At 58.5% G+C, this 22,567-nt stretch carries 22 protein-coding genes; 10 read left to right on the top strand and 12 right to left on the bottom strand.

From position 1 onward, the window contains the following. The first annotated feature begins 122 nt into the window (after window positions 1-122). Window positions 123-1,016, top strand: coding sequence for a DUF535 family protein (locus AB5Y67_RS13655; protein ID WP_199427648.1), 894 nt, complete (start codon window positions 123-125; stop codon window positions 1,014-1,016). Between the two features lie 69 nt (window positions 1,017-1,085). Here the strand turns inward: AB5Y67_RS13655 and AB5Y67_RS13650 are convergent, their stop codons facing one another. From AB5Y67_RS13650 to AB5Y67_RS13615, 8 genes are all read right to left on the bottom strand, one after another. Continuing rightward, on the bottom strand, window positions 1,086-2,012 hold the full coding sequence (locus AB5Y67_RS13650; protein WP_005354531.1) for a L,D-transpeptidase family protein: 927 nt from the start codon (window positions 2,010-2,012) through the stop codon (window positions 1,086-1,088). 187 nt (window positions 2,013-2,199) lie between these two features. After that, entirely contained in the window at window positions 2,200-3,441 is a 1,242-nt protein-coding gene (locus tag AB5Y67_RS13645) for a mechanosensitive ion channel family protein (RefSeq protein WP_058059635.1), read from the bottom strand. A 143-nt stretch (window positions 3,442-3,584) separates the two neighbouring features. Beyond that, a complete protein-coding gene (locus AB5Y67_RS13640; RefSeq protein WP_005354534.1) occupies window positions 3,585-4,784 on the bottom strand; it encodes an acetate kinase in 1,200 nt (399 codons plus the stop codon). A gap of 274 nt (window positions 4,785-5,058) precedes the next feature. Next, window positions 5,059-5,529: a YhcH/YjgK/YiaL family protein gene (locus AB5Y67_RS13635; protein ID WP_019445320.1), complete on the bottom strand. Its 471-nt coding sequence runs from the start codon at window positions 5,527-5,529 to the stop codon at window positions 5,059-5,061. A 314-nt stretch (window positions 5,530-5,843) separates the two neighbouring features. After that, a complete protein-coding gene (locus AB5Y67_RS13630; protein ID WP_199427647.1) occupies window positions 5,844-6,950 on the bottom strand; it encodes a 1-acyl-sn-glycerol-3-phosphate acyltransferase in 1,107 nt (368 codons plus the stop codon). 130 nt (window positions 6,951-7,080) lie between these two features. Beyond that, complete coding sequence (locus tag AB5Y67_RS13625; RefSeq protein WP_151287376.1) at window positions 7,081-7,779, bottom strand: aspartate/glutamate racemase family protein; 699 nt, start codon at window positions 7,777-7,779, stop codon at window positions 7,081-7,083. Between the two features lie 126 nt (window positions 7,780-7,905). Continuing rightward, entirely contained in the window at window positions 7,906-8,496 is a 591-nt protein-coding gene (locus tag AB5Y67_RS13620; RefSeq protein ID WP_199427646.1) for a LysE family translocator, read from the bottom strand. 125 nt (window positions 8,497-8,621) lie between these two features. Continuing rightward, window positions 8,622-9,218: a LysE family translocator gene (locus AB5Y67_RS13615; RefSeq protein WP_040068356.1), complete on the bottom strand. Its 597-nt coding sequence runs from the start codon at window positions 9,216-9,218 to the stop codon at window positions 8,622-8,624. A gap of 116 nt (window positions 9,219-9,334) precedes the next feature. On the opposite strand from AB5Y67_RS13615, the gene AB5Y67_RS13610 reads away from it, so the two are divergent. The 3 genes from AB5Y67_RS13610 (at window position 9,335) to AB5Y67_RS13600 (ending at window position 13,063) form a co-directional block, all read left to right on the top strand. Continuing rightward, on the top strand, window positions 9,335-10,711 hold the full coding sequence (locus AB5Y67_RS13610; protein WP_199427645.1) for a PLP-dependent aminotransferase family protein: 1,377 nt from the start codon (window positions 9,335-9,337) through the stop codon (window positions 10,709-10,711). Window positions 10,712-10,765: 54 nt separating this feature from the next. Further along, the gene (locus tag AB5Y67_RS13605; RefSeq protein ID WP_199427644.1) at window positions 10,766-11,233 is read left to right on the top strand and encodes a hypothetical protein; all 468 of its coding nucleotides are present in this window, start codon (window positions 10,766-10,768) and stop codon (window positions 11,231-11,233) included. Between the two features lie 168 nt (window positions 11,234-11,401). Then, window positions 11,402-13,063 carry a hypothetical protein gene (locus AB5Y67_RS13600; RefSeq protein ID WP_325794058.1) on the top strand — a complete coding sequence of 554 codons (1,662 nt, stop codon included), beginning with the start codon at window positions 11,402-11,404 and terminating at the stop codon, window positions 13,061-13,063. A 117-nt stretch (window positions 13,064-13,180) separates the two neighbouring features. Here the strand turns inward: AB5Y67_RS13600 and AB5Y67_RS13595 are convergent, their stop codons facing one another. Continuing rightward, a complete protein-coding gene (locus tag AB5Y67_RS13595) occupies window positions 13,181-13,594 on the bottom strand; it encodes a CBS domain-containing protein (protein WP_040068349.1) in 414 nt (137 codons plus the stop codon). 154 nt (window positions 13,595-13,748) lie between these two features. On the opposite strand from AB5Y67_RS13595, the gene AB5Y67_RS13590 reads away from it, so the two are divergent. The 3 genes from AB5Y67_RS13590 to AB5Y67_RS13580 are packed head-to-tail and all read left to right on the top strand — an operon-like array spanning window position 13,749 to window position 16,961. Then, window positions 13,749-15,659 carry an ABC transporter ATP-binding protein gene (locus tag AB5Y67_RS13590; RefSeq protein ID WP_201954292.1) on the top strand — a complete coding sequence of 637 codons (1,911 nt, stop codon included), beginning with the start codon at window positions 13,749-13,751 and terminating at the stop codon, window positions 15,657-15,659. Further along, complete coding sequence (locus AB5Y67_RS13585) at window positions 15,652-16,113, top strand: DUF2390 domain-containing protein (protein ID WP_005343337.1); 462 nt, start codon at window positions 15,652-15,654, stop codon at window positions 16,111-16,113. Before AB5Y67_RS13590 ends, AB5Y67_RS13585 begins: the two co-directional genes overlap by 8 nt. Further along, window positions 16,107-16,961, top strand: a complete 855-nt coding sequence (locus AB5Y67_RS13580) for a 23S rRNA (adenine(2030)-N(6))-methyltransferase RlmJ (protein ID WP_047439456.1) — start codon at window positions 16,107-16,109, stop codon at window positions 16,959-16,961. The genes AB5Y67_RS13585 and AB5Y67_RS13580 overlap by 7 nt, the downstream gene beginning before the upstream one ends. Window positions 16,962-17,065: 104 nt before the next feature. On the opposite strand, the gene AB5Y67_RS13575 is transcribed toward AB5Y67_RS13580, so the two are convergent. Beyond that, window positions 17,066-17,272, bottom strand: coding sequence for a hypothetical protein (locus tag AB5Y67_RS13575; RefSeq protein ID WP_325794059.1), 207 nt, complete (start codon window positions 17,270-17,272; stop codon window positions 17,066-17,068). A 191-nt stretch (window positions 17,273-17,463) separates the two neighbouring features. Here AB5Y67_RS13575 and AB5Y67_RS13570 point away from each other — a divergent pair, with 191 nt between their 5' ends. Then, window positions 17,464-17,829 carry a DUF2061 domain-containing protein gene (locus AB5Y67_RS13570; protein WP_005343334.1) on the top strand — a complete coding sequence of 122 codons (366 nt, stop codon included), beginning with the start codon at window positions 17,464-17,466 and terminating at the stop codon, window positions 17,827-17,829. Between the two features lie 131 nt (window positions 17,830-17,960). On the opposite strand, the gene AB5Y67_RS13565 is transcribed toward AB5Y67_RS13570, so the two are convergent. Then, complete coding sequence (locus tag AB5Y67_RS13565) at window positions 17,961-18,341, bottom strand: hypothetical protein (protein ID WP_325794060.1); 381 nt, start codon at window positions 18,339-18,341, stop codon at window positions 17,961-17,963. Between the two features lie 293 nt (window positions 18,342-18,634). Here AB5Y67_RS13565 and AB5Y67_RS13560 point away from each other — a divergent pair, with 293 nt between their 5' ends. Then, the gene (locus tag AB5Y67_RS13560) at window positions 18,635-19,231 is read left to right on the top strand and encodes an MliC family protein (RefSeq protein ID WP_042084554.1); all 597 of its coding nucleotides are present in this window, start codon (window positions 18,635-18,637) and stop codon (window positions 19,229-19,231) included. Window positions 19,232-19,269: 38 nt separating this feature from the next. Here AB5Y67_RS13560 and AB5Y67_RS13555 read toward each other — a convergent pair whose 3' ends face one another. Continuing rightward, window positions 19,270-20,445, bottom strand: coding sequence for an aspartyl protease family protein (locus tag AB5Y67_RS13555; protein ID WP_325794061.1), 1,176 nt, complete (start codon window positions 20,443-20,445; stop codon window positions 19,270-19,272). A 611-nt stretch (window positions 20,446-21,056) separates the two neighbouring features. Between AB5Y67_RS13555 and AB5Y67_RS13550 the strand changes: the two genes are divergently transcribed. After that, window positions 21,057-22,526 carry a DNA/RNA helicase domain-containing protein gene (locus AB5Y67_RS13550; RefSeq protein WP_325794062.1) on the top strand — a complete coding sequence of 490 codons (1,470 nt, stop codon included), beginning with the start codon at window positions 21,057-21,059 and terminating at the stop codon, window positions 22,524-22,526. Window positions 22,527-22,567: the final 41 nt, after the last annotated feature.

Here is a 22,567-nt window from a genome sequence, read left to right as displayed (position 1 = left end):
CAGCGCCAGCCGCTACTGAGCGTTATGTTTTCACATTTTGTTACTATCCATTTTTTTACAAGCCAGCGCCCCGCTCCTACACTCCCCGCCCTGTCTCATCACACCAGTCAGAGGTCGGCACCATGTCATCTCATCTGTCACACCTGCGAACCCTCGCCCGCCGCCTTCATCCGGTGGAGGAGTCGGGTCATCTCATCCGACGGGCCAAGTATGTGGGGCGTCTCTGGCTCAATCCTGGCGCCCGCGCCCTCTATCGCCAGCAGCAGGAGCAACCGCTGCTAGCGCAGGCGATCAGCCGCTTCCCCGATATTCTGGAAAAGCCGATCCACCCCTATCGCCACAAGGGGCTCCGCAAGCGCCTGCGAGCCGGGCTTATCAGCGGCCACTACCAGCAATTGGCACGTCAGCTGCCCAAGGCGCAACAACTGGCAATCTACAGCGGTCGCGGCCTGCTGCTGGCCCAGTGGCAGAGCGACAAGCTGACGGCCCCCCTCACCCTGAAACTGGATTACCAAACCCACATGGGCAAAGAGGGGGAGATGAGCCTGACCCTCAAGCTGGGTGACGCTGCGCTCTATTACATGGCCCTCAATCTGCGTCCCGCGCCAAACCCGACCCTCGAGATCTGTTCGCTGCAGGGCGGCAAGGGGCAGAGCGAGGAGATCAAGCAGGTCACCAAGGCGTGCGGCGGGCTGCGCCCCATGTCGCTGCTGGTCTATATGGCTGCCGAGCTGGCCCGGGGGCTGGCGTGCAAGAGCCTGCTCGGGATCCGCACCCAAAGCCACGTCTATCAGAGCAGCAAGCGCACTGCCGATCGGGTCAAGTTCGACCTCGACGGCTTGTGGCAGGAGCATCAGGGCTGCGTGCAGGATGAACTCTGGATGAGCCTGCCGCTGGAAGTGCCCCGCAAGACGCTGGAGGAGATCCCCTCCCGCAAGCGGGCCAGCTACAAGGCTCGCTATCAGCTGCTCGATCAGCTCGGCAGCGAGCTGCAGGCAAATCTGCTGCGAAGCTGAGTCAATGCAGCAGAAACAAAAAGGGCGAACAGCATGCTGTTCGCCCTTTGTCATGACGGGAATTTGCCGTTAGCGGTTGATCGCCATCGGCATGCCGTTGCGCTGCTCCAGCGCCTGCTTCACCAGTTGGGAGTCGCTGTCGGCGTGGGCAATGAAGCGGGTCACCGCCGGGGTCATCGGCAGCGGTGCCGGCAGCTTGGAGTTGAACTCCTCTTCGCTGCGCGACAGCGGCTGGTGCACTTCCAGATAGCGGACGCCGTTGGGCTCGAGAGAGGCCTTGATCGGCTGGTTGACGAACTGGACGCGGGTACCGACCGGTACCTGCTTGAACAGATAGGCGATGTCATCGTTGCGCAGGCGCACACAGCCGTGGCTCACCCGCAGGCCGATGCCGAAGTTGGCGTTGGTACCGTGGATGGCATACATCTTGCCGATGTAGAGGGCAAACAGACCCATGGGGTTGTCAGGGCCGGCCGGCCATACCGCAGGCAGGCTCTCGCCACGGGCGGCATATTCGGCATGCATCTTGGCGGTCGGGGTCCAGGTCGGGCCCGCTTTCTTGCGCTGCACGCTGGTCACCCAGTTTTCCGGAGTATCGGTGCCGAGCTGGCCGATGCCGATGGGCAGCACTTCCACCACTTTTTTACCCTTGGGGTAGTAGTAGAGGCGCATCTCGGCCACGTTCAGCACGATCCCTTCACGGGGTGCATCCGGCAGGATCAGTTGCTGGGGGATCACCAGCTTCTCGCCGGTCTGTACCAGCAGGGGATCCGCATCGGGGTTGGCTTCGGTCATGTTGGTGAGCCCCAGCTGGAATTTGGCCGCAATGGCCTCCAGCGGCTGGCCGTTCTCTTCGGCCGGAACCACATATTCCAGATTCTCCCCTACCAGACGGCTGTTGGCCGCAGGCAGAGCATATTCAACAGCGAAAACCGGCGCAGCGGTCAGCAGCAGGCTGTAGCAGAGTGTTGCCACACTATTGCGAAGGAGCTTCATAACTTTCCCATGATGATGACTTGAAGTGACGTCTCTGGGCTGGCAGCTGATCAAGAGGGGATCAGGGGCGCGAAGAGAAGGCCGCCATTTTTCTCCTCTGCACGGCAAATTTCAACTGACAAGTGGCGACGGGTCGATGATTAATATGCGGTTTTTTCCGCGTCCCCGACCCGCCCGGTTTCCCTGTTTATCCCCGTTGCCAGGCACGCATATCGTAACCTGTGGGAGATTGATGCAACCGCAGATGAAATTGCTCAATGATGGCGAAGATATGGTCGAAAATATCGGCCTGGATCCCTTCGTAATCGGCCCATGCCGTTGTCGCGGTAAAGCAGTAAATTTCCAGCGGCAGACCGTCTGACGTGGGTGCCAGCTGGCGCACCATCAGGGTCATGTCCTTGCGAATACCGGGGTGGGCACGCAGGTAGGCATCCAGATAGGCGCGCAGGGTGCCGAGGTTGGTGAGGTGACGACCGTTGATGGGGCAGCTCAGGGCATCGCTCAGCTGCTGGTTGTAGGCACTCAGCTCCTGCTCCTTGCGGCTCAGATAGGGTGCCAGCAGCTGCGCCTGCTTGAGCTGCAACTGCTCATCGGCCGTCAGAAAACGCACGCTGGTCATGTCGATATTGACGCTGCGCTTGATGCGACGGCCGCCCGACTCGGTCATCCCCTGCCAGTTCTTGAAAGAGTCGGAGATCAGGGCATAGGTGGGAATGGTAGTGATGGTCTTGTCCCAGTTCGATACCTTGACCGTAGTAAGGCCGATGTCGGTCACCTCGCCATCGGCGCCGTACTTGTCCATCTGCAGCCAGTCACCGACGCTCAGCATCCGGTTGGCGGAGAGCTGGATCCCCGCCACCAGCCCGAGGATGGGGTCCTTGAACACCAGCATCAGCACTGCGGTCATGGCACCCAGACCGCTGAACAGGAACAGCGGCGACTTGCCGAGCAGCAGGGCGATCATCAGGATGCCCACCAGAATGCTGCCTACCAGCTTGGCCCCCTGGAAGATGCCGCGCAGGGGCAAATCCCGACCAAGGCGGGTGTAACGGCTCACCGACAACAGGCAGTCGAGCAGGGCGAAGAAGGCCAGCAGCAGGAACAGCAAAATCCAGAGCTGGGCCACCATCTCGATAAGCTTGAGGCTATCCGATTGACGGGGCAGCCAGATCTCCGCCTGACCGAGCAGCACGGCCCCCTGCAGCACAAAGGCGAGCCGGTTGAAGAGTCGCTGTTGCAACTGGGGCGGCAGCCATACCTGCTTGGCCTTGCCGAGGATCCCCACCAGCCGGACCAGCAGCACCCGGTGCAGCGCCATGTGCAGCAGCAACGAGGTGATGACGATAAAGCCCAGCGCGATCACCAGCGCCATCAGGCTGGTCACTTCCACCCCAAGGCCCGACAACCAGTTAAAAAACGCCTCTTTCATTGCTCTCTCCCGAACCGGGCAGCCCGCTGGCTGCAAAAACAGTGGTGGTCAGGGTACCGCTCCCCTACCCCATGTCAAATCGGCGTACGCCAGAAATGACAACGCCCGGCACAGGCCGGGCGTTGTTTCAAAGCGAGGCTGACTTAGCAGACCAGGCTCAGGGCATCGCGAGCGATGACCAGCTCTTCGTTGGTCGGGATCACCATGGCGCAACGGCTGTCGGCGGTGGTGATGCGACCTTCGCCACCCAGTACCGCGGCGTTGTTGGCCTCTTTGTCCACCTTGAAGCCGAACAGGGCCAGACGGTTCAGCACCATCTCGCGCACCATGGCGGCGTTCTCACCGATACCGCCGGTGAAGACCACGGCGTCCAGACGACCGTCCATCGCAGCGGCGTAGGCGCCGACATACTTGGCCACACGGTAGGTGAAGACATCCAGCGCGCGCTTGGCACCGGCGTCGGTGGCGTAGTTGGTGGTGACGTAGCGGCAGTCGCTGCTCGCTTCGGTCATCCCCAGCAGACCGGACTCACGGGTCAGGGTGTGGTTGATCTGCTCCACGCTGTAACCGAGCTGGTCGTGCATGAAGAAGACCACGGCCGGATCGATATCACCGGAGCGGGTACCCATCGCCAGACCTTCCAGCGGAGTCAGACCCATGGAGGTGTCTACGGATTCGCCGTTCTTGATGGCGCAGACAGAGGCACCGTTACCCAGGTGGCAGTTGATGATGTTCAGCTCGTTCAACGGCTTGCCCAGCTCTTTCGCGGCTTCTTCCGCGATGTAGCGGTGAGAAGTACCGTGGGCACCGTAACGACGGATGCCGTGTTCGCGGTAGAGCTTGTGCGGCAGCGCATAGAGGTAGGCCTCTTGCGGCAGGGTCTGGTGGAAGGCGGTGTCGAACACAGCCACGTTCTTCTCGGACAGCTGCGGGAACACTTTCAGCGCGGCGCGAATACCGATGAGGTGCGCCGGGTTGTGCAGCGGGGCGAACGGAATGGCGGCTTCGATACCGGCGATCACGCCGTCATCAATGCGCACGGAGCGGGAGAACTGCTCGCCACCGTGTACGATTCGGTGACCGATGGCCACCAGTTGCTCGGCAAGAGTCGGATCCTGCGGCAGGATGTGACCCACGATATGGTCGAGGGCCTCCTGGTGAGCGGCACCCGCTCCCAGCATGGCTTCGCCCTTGACCCCGTGGAGTTTCCATTTGATACGTGCATCATCCAGATTGAAGCATTCGGCCAGGCCGGACAGCATGTCCTCACCTGTTTCGGCGTCCATTACGGCAAATTTCAGGGAAGAGCTACCGCAGTTAAGGATCAATACCAACTTGCTCATTTTCTACATCTTCCTGTGCTTCGGCTTTATGCCGACAGTGTCGTGTCATCCAAAAGAGGATGGGATTCCCCTGCCGGGGGCTTATGGTCGCAGGAGGGTGCGTCCAATTTTTCAATTCTTGCTCTTGAAAGAGTCATCGCAACCTGTGGTGCGTATCACTGGTTTCAATTCTTGCTCTTGAAAGAGTGATCGCAACTTGTGGTGCGTATCACTGGTTTCAATGCTTGCGAGTCTCAACGCATCAGCTGCGCAGGGCTCGCCTCAATGGGAATACTCAGGCGATAGCCAGCAGATCCTTGTGTACCTTGACCACCAGCTTCTTCACCTTGGCGGGCTGGTTGAAGGTACAGAGCGGGCGGTGCAGCTCGCCCGGCCAGAAGATGGCGAAATCGCCCGGTTGCAGCGCCAGATAGCTGGTCTGCTCGTCATCGACAAACCAGAGGTCGGGATGGGGATGGTCGGCGCCGTCGCTCACGTAGTCGTGGGGGCCCACACCTATCCACTCTTCACCGCGCAGCAGCAGCTGGATATCGAGATACTGCTGATGGAATTCGCCACGGCGATCCGCGGCTGGCTCGGTCAGATCCTCGCTCACCAGACAGAACAGGTTGAGGCCATCAATCTCGGTCTTGCCGAGCGGAGCGTCACCCCAGTGAGCCACGCTCTTCACCACCTCGGCCATGATGCGGGCCAGCGGGGCGGGCAGCGGTGTCCGCTGCAGGGTGTTCAGGCTACCGGTGATCATGGCGTCTGTTTCCTGTTAGGTATATCTGGGCGGCATCTTTGCCCGCCAATGAAAAAGGACCTGTGACAGGTCCTTCAATAATGCCGTCTGCAATCCGTGCAAACCGGTTTAGAGCTTTTGCTCATGTTCAGCTATATGGGCACTGTTACACACTCGTCAGCACCTTGCCAAGAGACATAATCCCATTTTCATAGTGATCGTACCAGCTGAAACCATATTATTCACCACCCTTTCCTCCTCGACTTTGACCAGACGCAAAAACGGGCGCATCAGCGCCCGTTTTTTTCGCAAAACCGTTTAACAACCGGTTTCATTCAAGCCTTTTTGGCGTTTTCCACCGGTTTGGCGTACATGGCCCGCCAGATCGCCTTGTGCTCTTCCGGCACCTCTGACTGACGAGTCAGGAAGGCCGCCTGTTCGATGGTATTGGCCTTGCCGGAGACATCGGCCGCCAGATAGTTGCTGGGGAAGAGGTGGTAACTGCTCCAGATCGCCTTGTCGATCAGCGTGGCCAGTTCGTCCGGATCGCTGAAGCCCTCGGTAATCGGCGCACCGAAGGAGACGTGTACCCGCCCCTTCATACCGACGATACCGGCGACGATACTCTCGATATCCTCGAACTCGCCCTTCTCATAGCTGCCGTTGACCGACTTCTCGTAGAGCTCGCGCGCCTTCGCCTTGTCGGTCGGGTCCAGCTCGTAGCTGATGCTGACCGGCACGATATTGAGGCTGCGCATGTAGTCGACGAAGTCGATCTTCTGCTTCTTGCCGTCGACGTAGAACATCTTGAGGATGGCGGGATCGGTCTTGTCATCGCCATTCTTGGCGCGCCCTTCCTTCTGGGCAATCCAGATGGAGTGACCTTCGTGGACCGAGTTGCCAATATAGGCAGACAGCTCGCCGAGCGCCTTCATCATCTCCCGCGGCCCCTTGGCGGAGCGTTTGACGATAAAGCTCTTGTTGAGCTTCATCAGCTCGGTGGCGCAGGGTTTGCGCAGCAGGTTGTCACCAATGGCGATGCGCACGGTATCGAAACCGTGGGTGTGCAGCCCCCAGTTGACGAACGCCGGATCCATGGCGATGTCTCTGTGGTTGGAGACAAACAGATAGCCCTGCTCTTTCTTCAGATGCTCGATCCCGGAGAAGGTCACCCCCTTGGTGGAGGTGGCGATCATGCGGGACATGTACCGGGTGACCCCCATCTGGACCTGATGCACAGTGGTCACTTTTGACCATTTGCGGCGCAGGAACAGGCGGATCATCGGGCGGATGGCCCAACCCAGCCAGCTCATCAGGGAACCGAAACGATACTTGGCGATGGCGCCGATAAATTCATCATCCTGGATCAGCCGTTCGATGGCTGCCGGCACTTCTTCATCGCGGTAGGGGCGAATATCCGCGAATCTATCTACTTCAGTCACAATGTCAGCCTTGCATGCTAGGAAACCGCAGCCAACCCGCGTTGGCCGGGGAAAATTCAGGGCGCAATTTTACACGCTTTTATGGCAAGGGGTATGAGACAAGCATGAATAGTGAGATCTGACCAGTTTATTAATCGGATGCCAGTGCCAGCGCGACCGCAGCTTCGGCATGGATGGCGGTGGTGTCGTAGAGCGGCACCGCCGCCCGGGCATCGCCCACCAGCAGGGCAATCTCGGTGCAGCCAAGGATCACCGCCTCGGCACCTGCGGCCGCCAGCCCCTCGATAATGGCCAGATACTCGGCCCGCGATGATTCACGGATCTCCCCCAGACAGAGCTCGTCATAGATGATCCTGTGTACCCGCTCCCGCTCAGCTTCGGCAGGCACCAGCACCGCCAACCCGAAGCGCTCCTGCAAGCGCCCCTTGTAAAAATCCTGCTCCATGGTGAAGCGGGTGCCGAGCAGGCCGACCCGGGTTATCCCGTCCGCCTGCAATTTGGCCGCGGTAGCATCGGCGATATGGAGCAGCGGGATATCGATGGCCGCCTCAATCTCGGGGGCGACCTTGTGCATGGTGTTGGTACCGATCAGCAAGAAATCGGCACCGCCATCCTGCAACTTGCGCGCCTCCGCCGCCAGCAGGCGGGCGGTAGCGGGCCAGTCACCGGCATGCTGCAACCGCTCGATACCGGCAAAGTCGACGCTATTGAGCAGCACCCGCGCCGAGTGCAAACCGCCAAGCTGCGCCCGCACCCCGCGATTGAGCGCCTGATAGTAGCTGACAGTGGACTCCCAGCTCATGCCACCCAGCAGACCGATACATTTCATATGAACTCCTTTCATCCCAAGGGAGGGCAGAACCACGCAACCTTGCAGGCAAGACCACGGGAGCGAGATAAAAAAGGCCCCGCAGGGCCAACAAGACAGCCGGTAAAGGCCCGGGTCAACCCCGGGCTAAATCCAGATCATCCCGACACAGGCGGCCGTCGCCAGCCCCATGCCAAGATTGAAACGCCGCCAACCCCGGGCGGTGCGAATGATTTGCCGCACCTGGGCACCAAAAAGCACCCAGAACGCCCCGGTATAGAGGCCGGTAATAAAGAAGATCACCAACACCCAGAGCGCAGAGGGCCAGTAAGCCTCCCCCGCCAGAGTGAAACCGCTGATGGCGGAGAGCGCCATCATCCATGCCTTGGGGTTGAGCAGTTGCAGCATGGCCCCCTGATGGGCGGGAATGAGCGGACGGTTGCCCTCGGCCGGGCCGCTGGCGGTCGCCACCTTCCACGCCAGCCAGAGCAGGTAGGCCGAGCCGATAATCTTGAGGCCGTCGTGCAGCAGCGGTACCCTCTCGAACACCACGCCAAGTCCCAGCGCGGTAGCGAGGATCATCAGATTGATCCCCCCCACTACCCCCACCAGCAGGGGAATCGTGCGGCGAAAACCCTGCGCCGCCCCGGCGCTGGTGAGCAACATGTTATTTGGCCCCGGCGTGCCGCAGGTAACCAGGGCAAACCCCGCCAGGGGCAGTAACCAGTTCAGATCCATCTCAACCTCTTGTCGATGCAACGCCCCCGTTATGGGGAAAGCCTTCTAATATGCAGAGCCAACCCCGTGGCGACAAGTCAGAAATGCCTCTTTCCAGGCCACCTCCCCCTCCAGCGCAACACGGCTCAATACCAGAGCATCACCACGCAGAGCGCCGTCAGCAGACCGAGAGAACCGTTGAGTCGGCGCCAGCCCCGATCCGAGCTGATCCAGTTGCTCAGCTGATGGCCGAACAGTACCCAGACAAAGCAGACCGGCAGGGCCACCAGCGCAAACATGACCATCACTGCCAGCTGACTCGACCAGTAACTGGCGCCGGGCAGGCTGAACAGACTGATGGCGGAGATCCCCATCATCCACGCCTTGGGATTGAGGAACTGAAAGCCCAGCCCCTCCAGCATGGTTAGCGGACGGGCCCTCCGGGCCGGATCCCCCGGCGCCCCGGCCACCGCGATACGCCACGCCAACCACAGCAGATAGAGGCTGCCGAAGATCTGCAAACCGAGCCGTAGCAGGGGCCAGCGCTCGAAAAGCGGATAGAGCCCCAGCGCCAGCACCAGTTGCAGCACCGGCTGCCCCAGCCCCACCCCGAGCAGATGTGGCAGGGTGCGGCGCACCCCGAAGTTGGCGCCGGAGGCCGTCAGCATCAGGTTGTTGGGCCCCGGCGTACCGCAGGTGAGTACGGCAAAACCGAACAGGGTGACATACCACTCCATCGTCATATTGTGACTCCTTATCCGCCATATTGTATCGATACAATGTGTGCTATTTGGTTGTTATCAGGTTGAAATTCACGCTATATTGACAACAAATTTTGATCAATGGATTTATTGTCACCATGACAATCTGGACGCCCGACCTTGCGGCCTTCGATGGCCCCCTCTACCTCAAGCTGGTCAAAGCGATCGAACAGGGGATCGTGAATGGCGAGCTGCCACCGCAGACCCGATTGCCCACCCACAGATCCCTGGCGGATCGTCTGGGTGTCACCGTCGGCACCGTCACCCGCGCCTACAGCGAGGCGGAGCGGCGCGGCCTGCTGGCCGCCAGGGTAGGTCACGGCACCTGGGTCAAGGGAGCGAACACGGATCCCGCCAATGAGTGGGTGATCCGCCAGGAGGAGGGGCACCGCATCGAGCTGTGGCAAAACCTGCCGGTACAGCTGGATCGGGCGGCCATCATTCGCCCCATGTTGGGGGAAGTGGCGGACGGGGATCTCAACGCCCTGCTCGGCTACGACAAGGAGGCGGGACGACCGGATCAGCGCCAGCAGTTTGTCGATTGGCTGGCGGAGCAAGGGGTGGCCTGCAGTGAGGATCGCCTGCTATTCAGCCACGGCGCCCAGCACGGCATCATGCTGGCGCTGCTGGCGACCAATTGCGTGGGGGAGACCATCCTGTGCGAGGGGCTGAGCTACCCCGGTATGCTGGGCAATGCCCGCCAGCTGAAGAATCAGGTGGTGGGGCTGGCGATGGACGAGGAGGGGCTGCTGCCCGAGGCGCTGGACGCCGCCTGCCGTACCCGCCGGGCCAAGCTGCTCTACCTCACCCCGACCCTGCAAAACCCCACCACCGCCATCATGAGTCTGGCGCGGCGAGAGGCCATCGTCGCCATCGCCCGTCGCCACGATCTGCTGATCATCGAGGATGACGTCAACGGCCTGCTGCCCCAGCAACCTGTGATCCCTCTGGTCAATCTGGCGCCGGAGCGGGTCATCTATCTGGGCAGTCTGGCCAAGATCGCCTGCGGCGGCCTGCGGGTGGGCTTCGTGCTGACGCCCCCCGCCTTGCGCAGCGCCTTCGCCCAGACCATGCGGCTGTCGAGCTGGATGGTGAGCCCGCTGCTGATCGAGCTCGCCTGCAAAATGGTCAGTCAGCGCCAGATCATGCCGCTGGTCGAGCAGCAGCGAGAGATCCTCAAACGCCGTGGCGAACTGCTGCGCCACCTGCTGCCCGCCGCCCGCTGGCAGCCGGGCAGCATGCACGCCTGGCTGCCGCTGCCGGAGCCCTGGCGCAGCCAGCAGTTTGCTGCTGCCGCCGACGCCCTTGACGTTGGCGTGGCGAGCGGGGAACACTTCGCCGCCGGTCAGTTTGCCGCTCCGCAAGGGGTGCGCCTGAGCCTGAGCCAACCCGCCACCGACGCCCGGGTCGGCGAAGGGCTGGCCCGTCTGGCCCAACTGCTGCAGGGGACGCCCCCCAGCAATCCCCTGCTATAGTCAGGGCCAGCCGACCTGACCTTCACGCTTCATCGTCATAGCCAAGGAGATGCCGTGCCCTCCATCAGAGCCGCCCTGCTGCTTACCCCCCTGTTGTTGGGTGGCTGCGCCTCGTCAACGACCCACCAGCAGCTGGGGGCCGCGCTCAATGGACTGGAAGGGGAGTTGCAACGACTGGAAGAGGAGCTGGCGGCGATGAACGGCCTGCACTATCAAAAGGCGATCGATGCACCGCTCAGTTTGCGCCGCGCACTCGGGGCGCCGCAGCCCACGCCAGAGGGGCTGGTGCCGGTGGCCAGCAAGCTGGAAGATGGGCCACTCCTGCGCTATCAATACCGACTGCCAGCAGGTATGGCGAGCCTGCCCCAGGACAACCTCTGCCAGCGCTACGAGTTCGAGCTGCGCCATCTGGGCCGCCTCGGCAAACTGGAATTGAGCTGGCAGGGGGAACAGGGCAAGGGGTCGCGGCTGATCCGCCAGAGCGACTGCCCCTTCGGGACGCAGATCCGCCCTCGGCAATAACAGGTTGCAGCCCTGAGCGATGGCATAACCGATTGAAATAACAGCCCATAGTGCGCCCTCCAGCCCCCTGCTGGCTACTGTCAGCTTTTCACTCAGCGAGTGCTGTGCCTATGTTCCTCTTGGGTCTACCATAATCAACCTAATGGTTTGCTCACAGGAAGTACCTGCATGACGATACTGCTGCTCGAAGAGGATCCCCTGCTCCGTAGCGCCATCACCCGGGAACTGACCGAACAGGGGGTGCCCGCCGATCGGATCCACTACCACAGCCATCCAAACCACGAGCGCAGTGGCCTGCTGGCCCTGCTGCAACAGCACGCCTTCGACGCCATCATCTGTCAGCAGGACAAGCAGCAGGATCTTGACGGAGCCCGGCTGCTGCACGAAGCGCACTATCTCGGCCTGCTGCAACCCGGTTGCGTATTGCTGCTGCTCGATGCTGATCAGAGCGAGCAGGAGTTTCTCCCCTCGGATCTCTACTTCTCCCTCTATCTGCCCCTCCCCTTCATGATCCAGCAGCTCACCGCGGTGCTCGGCCAACTGGTGAAGTTAAGCAGCCTGACCCGCACGCTGGCCGCCCCCATTCTGCTGCGGGAGTGGCAACTGGCTACCGCCCTCTGTGAAGACCTGCTGTTTCAACGGGAGAATCGCTCGCTGACCCCCTGGCTGGATCGGCTCAAGGGCTACCTGCTGCTGCAATCGACCGAGCGGGTCACCGCCGCCCAGCACTATGCCCTCTGTGCCAACGAGTATCAGGCGAGCTGGCCAAGGGCCGGGCTCTTCTACGCCATGCTGGGGCTCGGCAAATTGCAGAGCGCCCAGACCGACTTGCAGCGCCATCAGGCCAGCGTCTCGATGGCCACCCGGCTGGAGCTGCAACTCGCCAGCCAGCTGCATCAGCATCACTGGCTGGCGGCGTGGGAGACCATGGGAGAGCTGCTGCAGATCCGCCCCCATCAGCCGCGCTGGCATCAGCTGGCGATGTTGCTCGGGCTGGTGCTGCAAGATGAGGAGAAGGTGCTGGAGCAGGCCAACAGCCTGACCCTGCGCCATTTCAGCGAGCAGCGCGTCCGGCTCGCCATCGACAGCTTCATGCTCAATGCCAGTCTGGCGGTGCTGTGGCACGCCCCTTCCAGCAACCGGATCCGCTCCCTGCAACAGGAGTGGGAGCACCTCAAGCGCACCGTCCACCTGCAACCCCACGAATATGAGCTGCTGCAGGCGTTGATGCTGGGGCTGGATTACCGCTTCGACGAGGCGCTGATCCTGATTGCCCACCACCAGCCGGATGAGGGGAGCAACAACCACCTCACCCTGCTGCTCGGCTTTGCGGTCAGCCAGTTCTGCGGTTTGCCCCACCACGCCCAGCGCTACCTGACCCAGCTGACCCAATACCGCGTCAGGGTGGCGCCCCACCCGCTCACCCGCCAGCTGTTCCACCATCTGGTGGCCGAGCTGGGCCAGCGCCTGACGGCGAGAGAACAACGGCTGAGCGAACTGCGCCAGCTGCGCCACAAGGCGATGCAGGCCAGCCAATATCAGACAGCCCTGCAAGCGGGCTTGCAGCTGCTGGAGGAGTTCCCCGCCCTGCCGGGCGATGCCTGGCAACTGCTAGAGCTGCTGCAACACTGTTGGCCAGCGGGTATGGCCGCCCCCAGGGTGGCGCTGCTGGTTGATACCCTGGAGCGGCGCCTCAAGCACAGCCCCGCGTTTCTCGATCAACATGCCCAGCAGTACCAGCGCACCCTGCAGGAAATCCGCACCCATCTTCAGCCGCACCTCTCCGGCAGCGGCCCCTCCTGCCTTGTCGCAGGGCAGCCCGAGCCGTGATGATGCTGGCGGCGTGCAAACCGGCATTGTCGGCAAAGCCAATATAGAGAGAGGGGAGCCTTGGCTCCCCTCTCTCTATATTGGTTCTCTGTCAGCTGATGACGATGAGCGTTGGGCTCAAACCAGCGCGTCACTCTCCAGCGCAGCCTTGAGAAAATCCTTCCAGCTGATAATGCCGACCAGAGCGCCATTCTCCAGCACCGGCAGGCAGGAGACCCCCTTCTCCAGCATCAGCTTGACGCCGTCGCGCACGGTGAGATGGGGAGCGATGGTGACGAGCTGACGACTCATGATCTGGTGGGCCCGCTTGTTGAGGGTTTCGGTATCGCGGCTCATCTCGGCTTCGGAGTCTAGATAGGGGCTGATGGCGCGGAACAGATCCCGATCCGAGATGACCCCTACCAGCTCCTCCTCTTCCAGCACCAGCAGGTGGCGAAAGTGTGCCTGCTCGAAGATATCCCTGATGACTCGGAGTCGATCATCCATTGAAACGGTGGCGACCCGGGTCGTCATAATATCCCTGATATGCATGCTAACCTCCCGTAACCAAACTGGTTTCTCTGTTATGGCATGTTTTTGCAGCGCCAGCCAGTGGCCAGCCCTTCGCTACAGTGCAAATCAGCGTCATTTCACGTAAGATCCGCGCCAGTTTTTCTCCTCCATTTTGAGCAAGCAGATCCCACCCATGATAGTTGCCAGTCAAATCGAACTGATCCGCGGCGGCCGCAAGCTGCTGGACAACGCCTCCGCCACCATTCACCCCGGCCACAAAGTGGGTCTGGTGGGTAAAAACGGCTGTGGCAAGTCCACCTTTTTTGCACTGGTACGGGGCGAGCTGGCCATCGACAGCGGCACCTTCAGCCTGCCCGCTGGCTGGCAGATTGCAGGCGTGGCGCAGGAGACTCCGGCGCTCGACTGCTCCGCGCTCGAGTACGTGATCGACGGCGACAAGGAGTTCCGCTCGCTGGAAGCCCAGCTGGTGCAGGCCGAACAGGATGACAATGGTCTGCTGGTGGCCGAGCTGCACGGTCGCCTCGATACCATCGGCGCCTACAGCATTCGCGCCCGCGCCGCCGAGCTGCTGCACGGCCTCGGTTTCAGCGACGAGCAGCTGAGCTCGCCGGTGCGCAGCTTCTCCGGTGGCTGGCGCATGCGCCTCAACCTCGCTCAGGCGCTGCTCTGCCGCTCCGATCTGCTGCTGCTCGATGAACCGACCAACCACCTGGATCTCGATGCGGTGATCTGGCTGGAGAAGTGGCTCAAGGGCTATCAGGGCACGTTGGTGCTCATCTCTCACGACCGCGATTTCCTCGATTCTGTCATCAGCCGCATCATCCATATCGAGAACGGCAAGCTCAATGAATACACCGGCGGCTACTCCGACTTCGAACTGCAGCGCGCCGAACATCTGGCCCAGCAGCAGTCCATGTACGAGAAGCAGCAGCGGGAGATGTCCCACATGCAGGCGTATGTGGATCGCTTCCGCTACAAGGCCTCCAAGGCCCGCCAGGCCCAGAGCCGCCTGAAAGCGATGGAGCGGATGGAGAAGATCCTGCCCGCCCACGCCGATTCCGAATTCAGCTTCGAGTTTCGTGAGCCGTCGGCCCTGCCGACCCCGCTCATCGCCATGGAAAACCTCTCTGCCGGTTACGGTGACAAGGTGATCCTGGAGAAGATCAAACTCAATCTGGTACCGGGTTCGCGCATCGGTCTGCTCGGTCGCAACGGCGCCGGTAAATCGACCTTTATCAAGATGCTGTCGGGCTCCAACCCGCCGCTCTCTGGCAAGCTCGAAGTGAGCGCCGGGGTGAGCATCGGCTACTTCGCCCAGCATCAGCTGGAGACCCTGCGTCTCGATGATTCCCCGCTCGATCATCTGGCCCGCCTCGCGCCGGACAAGACCGAACAGGAGCTGCGCAACTATCTGGGCAGCTTCGGTTTTCACGGTGACAAGGCGCTCGACAAGGTAGCCCCCTTCTCCGGCGGCGAAAAAGCGCGGCTGGTGCTGGCGCTGATCACCTGGCAAAAACCCAACCTCCTGCTGCTGGATGAACCGACCAACCACCTGGATCTGGAGATGCGCCACGCCCTCACCATGGCGCTGCAAGGCTTCGAAGGGGCCATGGTAGTGGTCTCCCACGACCGTCACCTGCTGCGTACCACCACAGATGACTTCTATCTGGTGCACGGTGGCCGGGTCGAGCCGTTCGACGGCGATCTGGACGACTACCACAAGTGGCTCGGCGAGCAGGAGAAAGAGGCCAACGCCAAACCGACCGATGGCCCCGTCTCTGCCAACTCGGCGGTGGCGCGCAAGGATCAGAAGCGGCGCGAGGCTGAGTTCCGGCAAGCGACACGTCCCCTGCGCCAGAAGCTGGAAAAGCTCGAAGCGAGCATGGAGAAGCTGCAAGGCAAGCTTGGCGACATCGAGAGCCAGCTGGCCGACCCCGCCATCTACGAAGAGAGCGCTAAAACCAAGCTCTCCGAGCTGCTCAAATCCCAGGGCCCCCTCAAGGAGCAGCTGGAAGAGGTGGAGCTGGAGTGGATGAGCCTCTCCGAAGAGCTGGAAACCATGGAGCAGGCCTTCTTTGCGTGACGAACAGCTGATGGCCAGCGAGCGGGTCGCAGTCCACGAGTTGCCGACGCCGATCGGCTTCTGGCACTGGAGCGGCAAGGTCTATGGTGAGCGCAGCCAGGATTGGCTCACCGTGCAGGAGCAGGGGGGCAACGTCAATCTGGCGCTGCTGCTGCACCGGCTCGATCAGCTCGGCATCGTGGTCGATCTCACCGACCTGCAACCGGCGCTAGTGCAGACCGAAGCGGTGCTGACCCCGTGGCGCGCCCTGCGCCAGAGCGCCAAGACGCGACTCGACGAGCAGCAGTATCAGTCGATGCTCGCCCACGAGCTGGAGCTGGAGCGGCTGCAACAGGGCGTCCTGTTGCAGACCCTGCGCAGCCTCTCCCTGTTTCGCGGCAACAGCCGCAATTTGTTGAACTATCTATCGTTACTGGGTGCCCAGCAGGGCCCCCTCAGAGATCTAATATGCTGAGCTACCGCCACGCCTTTCACGCCGGCAACCATGCCGACGTGCTGAAACACGCCGTTCAGGCCCTGATCATCGAGTCCCTCAAGAAGAAGGAGAAACCCTTCATCGTGCTGGACACCCATGCCGGTGGCGGTCTCTACGACCTGCGCGGCGACTGGTCCCAGAAGAAGGCCGAGTATGCCGACGGCATCGGCCGCCTGTGGGACGAGCGGGCCCAGTGGTCTGCCATGGCCCCCTATCTCGGCGTCATCGAAGAGATGAACAGCGATGGCCAGCTGCACTACTACCCCGGCTCGCCAGAGCTCTCCCGTCGCCTCACCCGCGAGCAGGACAAGCTGGCGCTGATGGAGCTGCACAACAACGAAGTGGAAGACCTGCGCGCCAACATGGGCTATGACCCCCGCGTCGCCGTGCACCACCGCGACGGCTTCGAGGGGCTGATCGCCCTGCTGCCGCCGACCCCGCGCCGCGGGCTGGTGCTGATCGATCCGCCCTATGAGCTCAAAGAAGATTACTTCGCCGTGGTCGACACCCTGAAAAAAGCGCAGAAACGCTGGGCAACCGGCATCTACGCCCTCTGGTATCCGATCCTCGGGCAGGAGGCGGACAAATCCCGCGACATGCTGCGCGCCATCAAGCGCGAGAACTTCGGTAACGTGCTGGTGGCCGAGCTGGAAGTGGCCGGTCAGACTGCCGACTGGGGCATGAACGGCTCAGGCATGCTGATCATCAGCCCGCCCTGGATGCTGGACGAGCAGATCGAAGCCTTCCTGAAACCGCTCTGTGCCAAGCTGGCTCAGGGCGCCGGCGCCCAGTACAAGGTGGAGTGGCTCAACAAGGCCGAGGATTAATCCCCCGCCCCTACGGCGCTCACCGAGTTCAAACGCAAAAGCCCCATCACGGGGCTTTTGCTATTGGTGCGGCCGGTGTGTGCGGCAGTCTGAACCTGCGCACCCTATGAACGGGCGGGCAGATCCTGTTTCAGCGCAACCAGCAACAGGGCCAGCAGGCCAAAGGGCGGAAACAGACAGAGCAGGGAGCAGATAAGGGTGATCAGCGCCGGATGCTCGCTCTTGCGGCGCGCCAGTCGCCAGGCGATGACGCTGACGATGACCATCAGCAACGCAATGAACTGGCCAAGCAGGGTGGCATTGATATTCATGAAAGATCCTTTTTCATGGGCAAGTGTGAAGAACCTGTACTTTATCGCCTTGGTTGCGATTGGCAACCGCTAAACCGCACCGGCCACTCGCCCGTTGATAGGTTCTCTCTATTCCGGCAATAGATGAGAATAGTTTTCATTTAATCTCATTTCGGCGGATACTCTCATCATCAACAGAGGGAGCCGTCATCATGAAAAAGACCATCAGCTTTGCCATTCTGCACTTCGGTGTCGCCTTTACCGTGGCCTACCTGCTGACCGGTGAGCTGCTGACCGCCAGCCTGATCGCCCTGATCGAGCCCGCCGTCAACACGGTCGCCTTCTACTTTCATGACCTTGGCTGGCACAAGCTCAAGCCAAAGCACAGCCTGCAGGCCAAGACCAGCAGCTTCGCGGTGGTCCACTTCTCGGTGGCCTTCGGTGTGGCCTTCCTGCTGAGCGGCGAGCTGCTCACCGGCGGCGTGATGGCGATGATCGAACCGGCCATCAACACCGTGGTGTTCTTCTTCCACGAGCGGCTGTGGCGCGCCCGCAGTCAGCAACTGGCGCTGGCCTGATCAACCGGGCAACCCGCCTCCCCCTTTATCGCGGCCACAAAAAACCCGACATTCCGGCCAGGAGTGTCGGGTTTTTCACATCAGCAAAGATCTGTATCTGGATGCATCACCCGATGCCCCATCCATAACGATCAGGCTTTCTTGCAGATGGGGTCAACGATAAAGGCATTCTGATCAAACTTCTGCCAGGCGCCGGTGCCGACCCCATCGACCACCAGAATGGAGACCACGCCGAAATCGACAAAGATCCCGAGCAGAGTGGTGGCATCGAACGACTTGGAAACCGGCACGGTCACCGAGTAGCAATCCGTACGCTTGACCGTGATGGTGTAATTCTCTTTCTTCTTGAACGAGGTGATCACATTGCCGTGGCCCAGCAGCATATCGTTGACGTAGATCTCCGCATCGGGATCCTGACTGCGAATGGAAACCTGCTGACTTGTGCCGTTAAACATGGCCGCACAACCGGACAGCATGATGGCCAGCAAGGCCCCCGTCATCAACCTGAACATAGCTAATCTTCTTGTTATTAAGAAAAGGCCGCAAATCTAGCACGCCTCTCGAACAGGAGTGAAAGTACAATGCTGCTGGCCTGTCTGAATGCTCAAAATAGCGACCACTCCTGACCGGTTTTCAAACAAGCCGGCCTCATCCAGCAACAGTTCCCTTCCCTACTGGAGTAACGCGGCAAAACCGGTCGCCAGCACATGCTGCAGAGCAAAATGCGCTCAGCTCCCCTGCTGCATTGCCCTGTAGAGTGTGCTGTAGTAGGCAGATATGCCCTCCTCATTGCTGGAATCTATCGATGAACAAGACCTTGCTTGCCACCCTGCTGTTTGCCCCTCTGCTGGCCAGCGCCGCAACCCCCTCCTTTGACTGCACCAAAGCCTCCGGGTCGGTCGAAACTCTGATCTGTAAGGATGCCGGACTGGCCGCCCTTGATAACGAACTGGCGGCCCTCTACCCCAAGGCGATTGCAGCGCTCTCTCCCGAACAGCTCAAGACCGAGCGCGCCATGCAGCGCGGCTGGATCAAGGGTCGCAACGACTGCTGGAAGGGGCAGGATCTGCGCCAGTGTGTGGAGGATAACTACCTGCTGCGGATCACCGAACTGCAGATCAGCGGCGGCCAGCTGATGGTGCCGGCACCGGTCAACTACAAGTGCGGCAAGAACGTCATGCTCTCTACCTACTTCTATAACGATGCCAAGCTGCCCGCCGCGGTGATCAACCTGAGCGAGGGCAACAAGCAGCAGCAAGTGCTCGCCTATGAAGCTCCCAGCGCCAGCGGCGCCCGTTATGAAGGGCAAAACCTTACCTTCTTCACCAAGGGGGACGACGCCACGCTGGAGCGTTACGGCCAGCCAACCCTCACCTGCATGGAAAATCCAACCAAGGGCTGACGCTCATAGGGGCGGCTCGTCTTGCCGCCCCACCTTGACTAGATAGCGATATCCAGCGGTTTTCCTTCCCGCACAATCCGCAACTTGAGCGACCCCGGCTTGCCGGTGCTGAGCAGTTCACGCACCTTGTCGATATCGAGGGGACGATAAGCCACCCCGTTGATCTGCTCCAGAATGTCGCCGTTGGCCAGACCATAGGGGGCAAGATCCCGTTCGTCGCTGTAGTAGACCTGCAGATGCTTGCCATCAAAGCGCACCCCGATATTGCGCAGGATTGGCGGCACTTTGCGCGCCAGGCTGTCGGCGTCGTAGCAGAGCATCATCCGCCCGGGCATGATCGCAAAGCGATTGAAGCGGCTAACAAAATCCAGCCCCAGACCATACTGCTCATTGCTGTTTTCCGACACGCGCAGCTCACCGAGCTGGCGCTCATCAAAGTGCAGGCCGGTGAGGATATGTTCACGCCCCTCCACCATACCGCTGGCATCCACCCCTTTGCGTGGCATCGCATCTTCGCCAGAGATCGCCTTCTGGCTGGCCATAAAGTCGATAAAGGCATGATCGGCATAGCTCTGATCGGCCCCGGTATCCAGATACATGCGCACGCTGCTCTCGCCGTAGGTCAGATACACTGCCGGGGAACGGTTGTAGCTGTCTTCATAGCCGATGCAACGCTCGAACGTGGCTGCCGACGGTGCCGTCAGCAAAGCCGTGAGCTGATGCCTGTCGCGATCAAACACCCAGTTGAAACGGCGGATGGTGTCGATCCCGAGGATGCCATCAATACGGCTGCCAAGAGACTGGGAGAAGAGATCGAAATCAATAGTTGCCCACAGCTCGCTGTCATCAATGGTGACCGACCCCACCGAGAAGGGCTGCGGCTCAACAAAGCCAAGCTGCTCGCTGCCCAGTTGGCTCGAAACGCTGTTCACACTGGCAAAATCAGCCTGATAGGCCCTGGGCAATTCGCTTAAGGTCAGCGCCTTGAAACGGCTGGCCAGACGACGATCGATAAAGGTGATACTGGCCCCGGTATCGAGCAAAAACTGGTACTGCTCACCAGCGATGGTGACGGGGATCAGGGGCGCACTTTCGTAATGCACTGTCAGCACCGGGCCGGGTGCATTGCGCTTGGTGGATGAATCCGGGGCTGTGCAGCCTTGGACGACGAACAGGGCCAACATGGCCAGCGCCACTTTGAACTGCGACTTCATAACTCTCCTTCCCGATAGCAGATGCCCCCGCGACGCCACCGCATAACGCTATCTTGTTGATTTATAGATAAATAAGCTGTTTCAGCGGGGAGCGCGGACAATAGCAAAGAGTTTTATGCTGGTTCAAGCCGGATATGACCATGAATATTCTATGGAGTTAGCTCAAGAATGGTTGTTCACGCTATGTCGGCGCGTCATCAATCGTTGGCGATATTTGATTAATTTATTGATCTTGCACAGAAATTCTCAATATTGAGCTTTCTCTCCACAGCGCCATGGTTAATATTGCCATTTGGCAACACTTGCCTCGTCGGAGTCTCCCATGAGCCATGCCAGCCACACCTCGTTGGTTAAAAGCAGCAGACTGGAGGCTGAAATTCAGGGGCGGTAGCAATTACGATGTTTAAACGCAATATTCTCTCACAGAGATATTACGTATCGATACTCCATTAAAATGGAGCCACAATAAACTAATTAATTACATAATGACACTTTAGGTTATATTAAAAACCAATCACCCACGGCACCAAGAAATTAGCCTCGGAAAATCACCGCATTAGCTAAAAACTAAAAGTTAAAAACATAATTTTAGGTACCATAGAGCTTAATAAATGAAAAGTATAAATATCTTATCTCTTATACAGGCCCACTCATCCCTTTCTTCTGATGAATACAATAGTTTTATAAAAAACTATAACATTGATATAAAAAGAAATGAGGTTGACGACCTAAAAACATTAGCAACTGAAATGTATGAAAGCCTTCCATTTGTGAGCATATTTAATAGCTTCTACATAGGATATAAAATACAACACATCAGCAAAGAATTTGACTTATTAAGGTTTGGAAGCAACTATATAATTAATGTTGAGATCAAAAAAATAAGCACACCAGATAAAATAAAACGACAACTTCAAAGGAACAATTACTATCTTGGTCACATAAATAAAGTCATACATAACTTTTGTTTTATTTCCCAAACAAAGACCCTTTACAAGTTAAATTCTGGCGGTGAAATAGAAACTGTTGAGTTAACGCATCTAGTTAAGTTGTTAACCCAGCAAAACCTGATGAATCTAGACAATCCTGATACTTTATTCAATCCATCAGAATATCTGGTGTCACCATTCAACTCCACAGATAAATTTATAAACAATCAATACTTTTTGACGAGTCAGCAGGAGGCAATCAAAGATAAAATTATTGATGCAATAGAAAGTAATACAGCAAAATTCATGGCTATTACTGGTGGGCCAGGCACAGGAAAAACGCTATTAACATATGATATTATAAAAACCATCAGGAAGAAAAAACGCACGTTAATAGTACATTGTGGGCAATTAAACGATGGACATGTTCGATTAAGAGCAAAAGGATGGAATATTATAGCCATAAAGGAATTGAAAAATCATGATTTAAGTAGTTTAGATCTAGTTCTAATAGATGAAACACAACGGATATATATATCCCAATTTAATAAAATACTCGACGATGCCGAAACTAGTAATTTTCAATGTGTCTTTTCGTATGATAAACAACAGACTTTATCTGCATCCGAAACAAATTCAGATATTGATAGCAAAATAAACTCCATCAGAGGCATAGTTAAATATGCTCTATCAGATAAAATCAGAACAAACAAAGAGATCGCAAACTTTATTAAACTATTATTCAACAACCTGAGAAATGATGTTGTTCTATCAAGTTGTGAAAATATAAGCTTTGATTATTTTACTGATTTGGAAAATGTCAGGGACTACATTTCACTCATAAGTGATGATGGATGGGAGGTTCTGAGGTTGACCCCATCTCAATATAAGCGAGAACATCATGAATCATATTCTCACATAGAAAGCAAAACATCACACAAAGTAATTGGTCAAGAGTTTGATAATGTTGCGGTTGTTATAGATAAGCATTTTTATTACCATAAAACAGGTCGACTCCTATACAATTCAAACACCTACTACGACACCGTGAAAATGTTATTCCAGAATATAACCAGAACTCGAAAAAAACTAAAGCTAATTATCATAGATAACAAACAAGTATTGAATAGATGTTTATCCATTCTAAATTAAAATATACAGCCCATAGGTTCGATTAGCGAAGCGTAATCGGA

The sequence above is a fragment of the Aeromonas sp. s12 genome (assembly GCF_040907925.1).
Classification (GTDB): domain Bacteria; phylum Pseudomonadota; class Gammaproteobacteria; order Enterobacterales; family Aeromonadaceae; genus Aeromonas; species Aeromonas veronii.
The sequence above is the reverse complement of the archived record's forward strand: the minus strand, read 5'-3'. Positions and strand labels throughout refer to the sequence as shown.